Origin of the sequence: Microcoleus sp. (assembly GCF_049646505.1) — a bacterium.
Lineage (GTDB): Bacteria > Cyanobacteriota > Cyanobacteriia > Cyanobacteriales > Microcoleaceae > Microcoleus.
Map to the genome: position 1 here is coordinate 1 of NZ_JBARVX010000015.1, position 5333 is coordinate 5333.

The 5333-nt window shown below is 45.9% G+C and carries 5 protein-coding genes and 1 pseudogene; 4 read left to right on the top strand and 2 right to left on the bottom strand.

Annotated elements, in window-relative coordinates:
* Nucleotides 1-511: pseudogene (locus WBA89_RS01025) on the bottom strand (PIN/TRAM domain-containing protein); the annotation flags it as partial.
* 99 nt (nt 512-610) lie between these two features.
* The gene (locus WBA89_RS01030) at nt 611-802 is read right to left on the bottom strand and encodes a hypothetical protein (RefSeq protein WP_424403235.1); all 192 of its coding nucleotides are present in this window, start codon (nt 800-802) and stop codon (nt 611-613) included.
* A 106-nt stretch (nt 803-908) separates the two neighbouring features.
* On the opposite strand from WBA89_RS01030, the gene hemW reads away from it, so the two are divergent.
* From hemW to WBA89_RS01050, 4 genes are all read left to right on the top strand, one after another.
* Nucleotides 909-2276: a radical SAM family heme chaperone HemW gene (hemW, locus tag WBA89_RS01035; RefSeq protein WP_424403237.1), complete on the top strand. Its 1368-nt coding sequence runs from the start codon at nt 909-911 to the stop codon at nt 2274-2276.
* A 328-nt stretch (nt 2277-2604) separates the two neighbouring features.
* Nucleotides 2605-2862: a hypothetical protein gene (locus WBA89_RS01040; protein WP_424403239.1), complete on the top strand. Its 258-nt coding sequence runs from the start codon at nt 2605-2607 to the stop codon at nt 2860-2862.
* Nucleotides 2863-2958: 96 nt separating this feature from the next.
* Complete coding sequence (locus tag WBA89_RS01045) at nt 2959-3231, top strand: DUF1830 domain-containing protein (protein WP_424403241.1); 273 nt, start codon at nt 2959-2961, stop codon at nt 3229-3231.
* Between the two features lie 324 nt (nt 3232-3555).
* Entirely contained in the window at nt 3556-5121 is a 1566-nt protein-coding gene (locus WBA89_RS01050) for an FAD-dependent oxidoreductase (RefSeq protein ID WP_424403243.1), read from the top strand.
* The last annotated feature ends 212 nt before the right edge of the window (nt 5122-5333 follow it).

Here is a 5333-nt window from a genome sequence, read left to right on the forward strand (position 1 = left end):
CTATTATGCAGCTTGTATCGACTACTTTGGCAGAGGCTGGTTTGAATGTTCCTTCGGCTACCAACACCGTGTCTAAGCTTTTGGGGTTGATCAGGCGCAAGAAAGCGCGGCCGTGAGTGTCGGTTAAGCTGACACCCGTGAAACCGAACAAGACGCTGCCCAATACTGCGACTAGGGGTTTGATGAACCCGAACTCGCGGGGAATTGGCAGCAGGAACAGCGGAGCCAGCATTAAGTTCGCTACTAGCAGTCCGATGATTAAGCCGATCGCCCGTGTCAGCAGCATCTCCACCGGCATATCGCCGACTTTTTTTTCCAGCCGCCTGTAGGTTGTTTGAGCCACTAATCCGAACACAAAGCCGATTAATGCTCCAAACGAGCCGAGTACGGAACTTAAGCCTTGTATATTTGTAACTTGCTCCAGCAGGTTGTTCGGCAGCAGCTCGACTCCGTAATAGCCGATGCCTCCGCCTGCGATTATGAATGAGATTATTATGATTGCGTCTAGCATTAGTTCTAGGTTGATAAATTTGTTTACATTATATCTTTTGTGTGCTGACAGTTTTTTCCGACGTTGCGGTCGGATATCGCTATCTTTACTGATAAATTTTCATGAACTTATATTTCGCGCTTGTGCAGTTGAGGGGGATGCCCGATCGAGCTTCGCGGCCGGACATCCCGCCCCCGATCGCAGATAAGATGCGCGAATATACCGCCCCCGACTCTGTTCGGGAATTTCTGCCGGTCGGTCGCGGTAGCCGGAAAAACTCAAACAGCCGTAGCTTGCGGGGCCCGACGCCATCGTTCGCACCGTCTTATTGCTAGCAAAATGTCATAATATACATAATTATTTATGAGTTTTTAATTAAAACTTTAGATTTGAACTGGCAATTTTGGCTGGAGATGTAATGAACGCTACTACAGATTATTTAACATTTGAATTCAAAAAAAGCCAGCTTGCAGCAAATTCCGGCATTCCGAGTTCGGCTTACCTGCACGTACCTTTTTGTCGCCGCCGCTGTTACTACTGCGATTTTCCGGTTTTTGTGGTGGGCGATCGCAAAAACGGCGAAAATTCCGGCACAATTGTGCAATACGTTGCCGCCCTGTGTGAAGAAATTCAAGCAACTCCAAATTTAGGCACATCTCTGACAACAGTTTTTTTTGGTGGCGGCACGCCTTCGCTGCTTTCTGTCAGTCAGTTGAGCCAGATTTTAGAGACTCTCGACGGCAAATTTGGGATTGCTGCTGGGGCGGAAATTTCTATAGAAATAGACCCCGGTACTTTTACTTTAGAACAGTTGCGGGGATATGCAGCGGCGGGAGTAAATCGAGTTAGTTTGGGAGTGCAAGCTTTTCAGGATGAATTGCTGCAAGCTTGCGGGCGATCGCACTCAGTCGCTGATATTTTTGAAGCTGTGGAAATAGTGCGATCGGCCGGGATTGTCAATTTCAGTTTAGATTTAATTTCGGGACTGCCGCACCAAACTTTAGAACAGTGGGAAACTTCCCTCAAATCGGCGGTGGAAATTGGCCCGACTCACCTGTCGAGTTACGACTTAATTGTTGAGCCGGGAACGGCCTTCGGGCGCTACTTTGAAGCAGGCGCGCAGCCGCTACCGGCAGATGAAACCGCTGCTGAAATGTACCGTTTGGCGCGATCGATTTTGACTGAGGCTGGCTACGAACATTACGAAATTTCTAATTACGCTAAGCCCGGTTATCAGTGCCGCCACAACCGCGTTTATTGGGAAAATCGCCCTTATTACGGTTTGGGAATGGGGGCGGCGAGTTACGTGCAAGGGCGAAGGTTGACAAGACCTCGCAAAACTCAAGAATATTATCAGTGGGTGCGATCTATCTGTGCGATCGCTTCGGAAGCTAACCCAAAAATAGAGGGGGAAACCCCGCAGGATATTTACCCAGCAATTGAGCAAAATTTGCAAGTCTCAGAAAATGACATTTTGTTAGAAACGCTGATGCTAGGTTTGCGTTTAGCAGAAGGAGTCAGCCTGTCGGCGCTGACTCAAAAGTTTACGCAGCAAACAGTCGAGCGAATTTGGGATTGTTTGCAACCTTACTGGCGGCAAGGATGGGTAGAAATCGTGACAGCCGATCGGGCGATTTCCTACGGAATAGAGCCGCTTGAGGCAACTTTAGGCGAAGGCGCGAAACTGCCACTGTCGGGCAATTTGAGGTTGAGCGATCCCGAAGGTTTTTTATTTTCCAATACAATTTTAGCCGATTTGTTCAGCCAGCTAGGCAAGGATAACTAACTGGCGTCTGGGTTGTACAACGTCAAACCATTTTCATAAAGATGTGCTAATGAATTCCGAAGCCCCCCCTTACTAAGGGGGGGTTGGGGGGGTAAAATCTAGCGCTACTTTAGAAAAATGGTATCAGACAGTAACCGAGGGCGATCGAGCCAGGGCAGCAAATTAAAGTTAGATAAAAATTAATTGCTCCCTAGTTTGATTCCGTCAAAAAAGATATGTTTTCTATCGATCCCTAAACAAAACTTAAAATCGAACTAAGTCTTGAGGTAGACGCAGCGACTGAAATCCGGCTGTCATACTTGAGAGTGAAGATTTCAAACATATATTGATGGAAACTCTAACCCTAGAACGCAACAACATTCACAGCAAGCCCAATCTTGTAATTAGCGATCGGCCCTGCACTTCTATTTCTAAATGCGCTTTGTGCTGTTACTACAAAGATCCCAGAGGATCGGTTGGTCACTGTCAATTGTTGAATGCACCTGTGAGGGGAGGATGGAAATCTTGCACCTTAGCAATGTCGCCTTTTGCACCTTCTTGGGAACACGTAGAAAAGAGCAATTTTTCCTGCAGAGGCATTTATTAATATACCCAAAGTATGTTTATTTTTTATTGTAATATGTTATATTAAGATCGGGCGAGCAGCCGATGGATTACACAATTTCACAAAAAAGTAAAAGAAATGAATTTGACAATGAATGAGGTGATTTCCGAACCTAATACGCGCATTTTGTGTTGGTATCTGAACAATACTAGCAAAGTGCAAATTGCTCGAATTACAAATATTCCTAATTGGCATTTTGAGCGGACGGTGTTTCCGGGAGAACGTTTTTTGTTTGAAGCGGTACCGTCCGCTAAATTAGAAATTTGGACAACCGCAGAGACTGGTGGTGTGGCGTGCGAACCAATTTTGTGCGATCGGCTGCAAGTAGAAGAATTAAGCACCGCTGATTGAACCAAAACAAAAATGGTAGGGTGCGTAAGTTTTGACATCTTAAAATCGTGCCGAAATTTTCTCGTTACCAGGCTCTGCCTGGTAATGCAGGTGCGGAGGCTCTGCCTCCTTCTATCTCGCAACTTACAGGATAGAGGAGTGTAGGAGGTGCTTAAGTATTAAGTTTTCGATCCTTATCACAAACTTAGTTTCTGGCGCGATCCATCGTTAAGCCCAAAACTCCTAGAAACCGGCTTTCTCGCCCCACATCAGCCCTAAAACTGTCGGAAGTGTGGATCTAAGCTAAATTAGATAAAATCCACCGCTCTTCAATCTTAAAACCCGATGTCCCTCACCGAACAAATCCTCTCCCAAGTGCCGGGAAATGCCCTTCAAGGCCTGCAAAAGGTCGATCGACTCTGGAACAACCTCAAACAAAACACCGCACCAGCACCCCAAGCAGTCAAACACAACCAACAACCCCTCGAAACCCTCGACTTCGACATAGTTATCGGCGGCGGAACCCTAGGAATACTAATCGGAACAGCCTTAGCCGTGCGGGGTTGGCGAGTAGCCTTGCTAGAACGCGGTATCCTGCGAGGGCGCGAACAAGAATGGAACATTTCGCGCAAAGAATTAGACGCATTTTTAGAACTAAATTTGCTGACTGCTGCTGAAATAGACAAAGCAATAGCCACCGAATACAACCCAGCCCGCATCAGCTTTGCCAACACCCCCGACATTTGGGTGCGCGACGTACTAAACATCGGAATAGACCCAGTTTACCTCCTCGAAACCCTCAAACAAAAATTTCTCCAAGCCGGAGGCAAACTATTTGAAAACACACCATTTAAAACAGCAACAATTCACCCGAACGGAGTCGCGGTAGAAGCGGCAATTACAGATTTACCGACAGCCGAAAATTTATTTAAAACCAGATTATTCTTAGACGCAATGGGACATTTTTCCCCCATTGTCCGACAAGCCAGACAAGGTAAAAAACCAGACGCAGTATGTTTAGTAGTCGGCACTTGCGCCCGAGGATACCCCAAAAACGAAACCGGCGACATATTTGCATCCTTCACCCCAATGCAAAATCAGTGCCAATACTTTTGGGAAGCATTTCCAGCCAGAGACGGGCGCACTACTTACTTATTTACCTACATAGACGCTGACACAGAAAGATTCAGTTTAGAAACATTATTTGAAGAATACTTGCGCTTGCTGCCACAATATCAAAACGTCAAACTCGAACAGTTAAAATTCCAAAGAGCACTCTACGGATTCTTTCCCTGCTATCGCCAAAGTCCTCTAAAAATGCCTTGGAATCGCATACTTCCAGTCGGAGACAGCAGCGGTAGCCAATCGCCCCTCAGCTTCGGCGGTTTCGGCGCAATGGTGCGCCACCTCAAACGATTGACTCTCGGAATTGACGAAGCTTTGACAAGCGAAAGTTTAGACAAAAAATCCCTCGCACTTTTGCAACCGTACCAGCCGAATCTATCTGTTACCTGGTTGTTTCAGCGTTCGATGAGTGCTGCGATGAATCAGAAAATAGACCCCAATCAAATCAATCAACTTTTGGCTGCTGTATTTCAGGTAATGGAAGAGTTTGGAGAACCGGTACTCAAACCGTTTCTGCAGGATATTGTGTTATTTCCGGCTTTGTCAAAAACCCTGTTTAAAACAGCAATTAGTCATCCCGGATTAGTTATAAAAATCATCCCCCAAGTGGGAATAGCTAATTTGCTCGATTGGATGGTTCATTATGTAAATTTAGGAATTTATACGGGATTGCAGCCGTTAGGGAAAGCGGTAGAACCGCAGGTTAAAAATTTATCTGCAGAACAGCAATATTATTTTAACCGATTAGTTGAAGCGTGGCAGTACGGCGCTGGAGGCGATTATTAATGGTGGCACGGGCATCTTGCCCGTGGCGAATATATGAACAGGCAAGATGCCTGTTCCACAACATAATTATATTAGTTGATTAATTAATTGATTAATTGTGGCACGGGCATCTTGCCCGTGGCGAATATATGAACAGGCAAGATGCCTGTTCCACAACATAATTATATTAGTTGATTAATTAATTGATTAATGGTGGCACGGGCATCTTGCCC

Coding starts and splice junctions, on each gene's coding strand:
- WBA89_RS01050 (WP_424403243.1), top strand. CDS start 3,556: ATGTCCCTCACCGAACAAATCCTCTCCCAAGTGCCGGGAAATGCCCTT.
- WBA89_RS01045 (WP_424403241.1), top strand. CDS start 2,959: ATGAATTTGACAATGAATGAGGTGATTTCCGAACCTAATACGCGCATT.
- WBA89_RS01040 (WP_424403239.1), top strand. CDS start 2,605: ATGGAAACTCTAACCCTAGAACGCAACAACATTCACAGCAAGCCCAAT.
- hemW (WP_424403237.1), top strand. CDS start 909: ATGAACGCTACTACAGATTATTTAACATTTGAATTCAAAAAAAGCCAG.
- WBA89_RS01030 (WP_424403235.1), bottom strand. CDS start 802: ATGGCGTCGGGCCCCGCAAGCTACGGCTGTTTGAGTTTTTCCGGCTAC.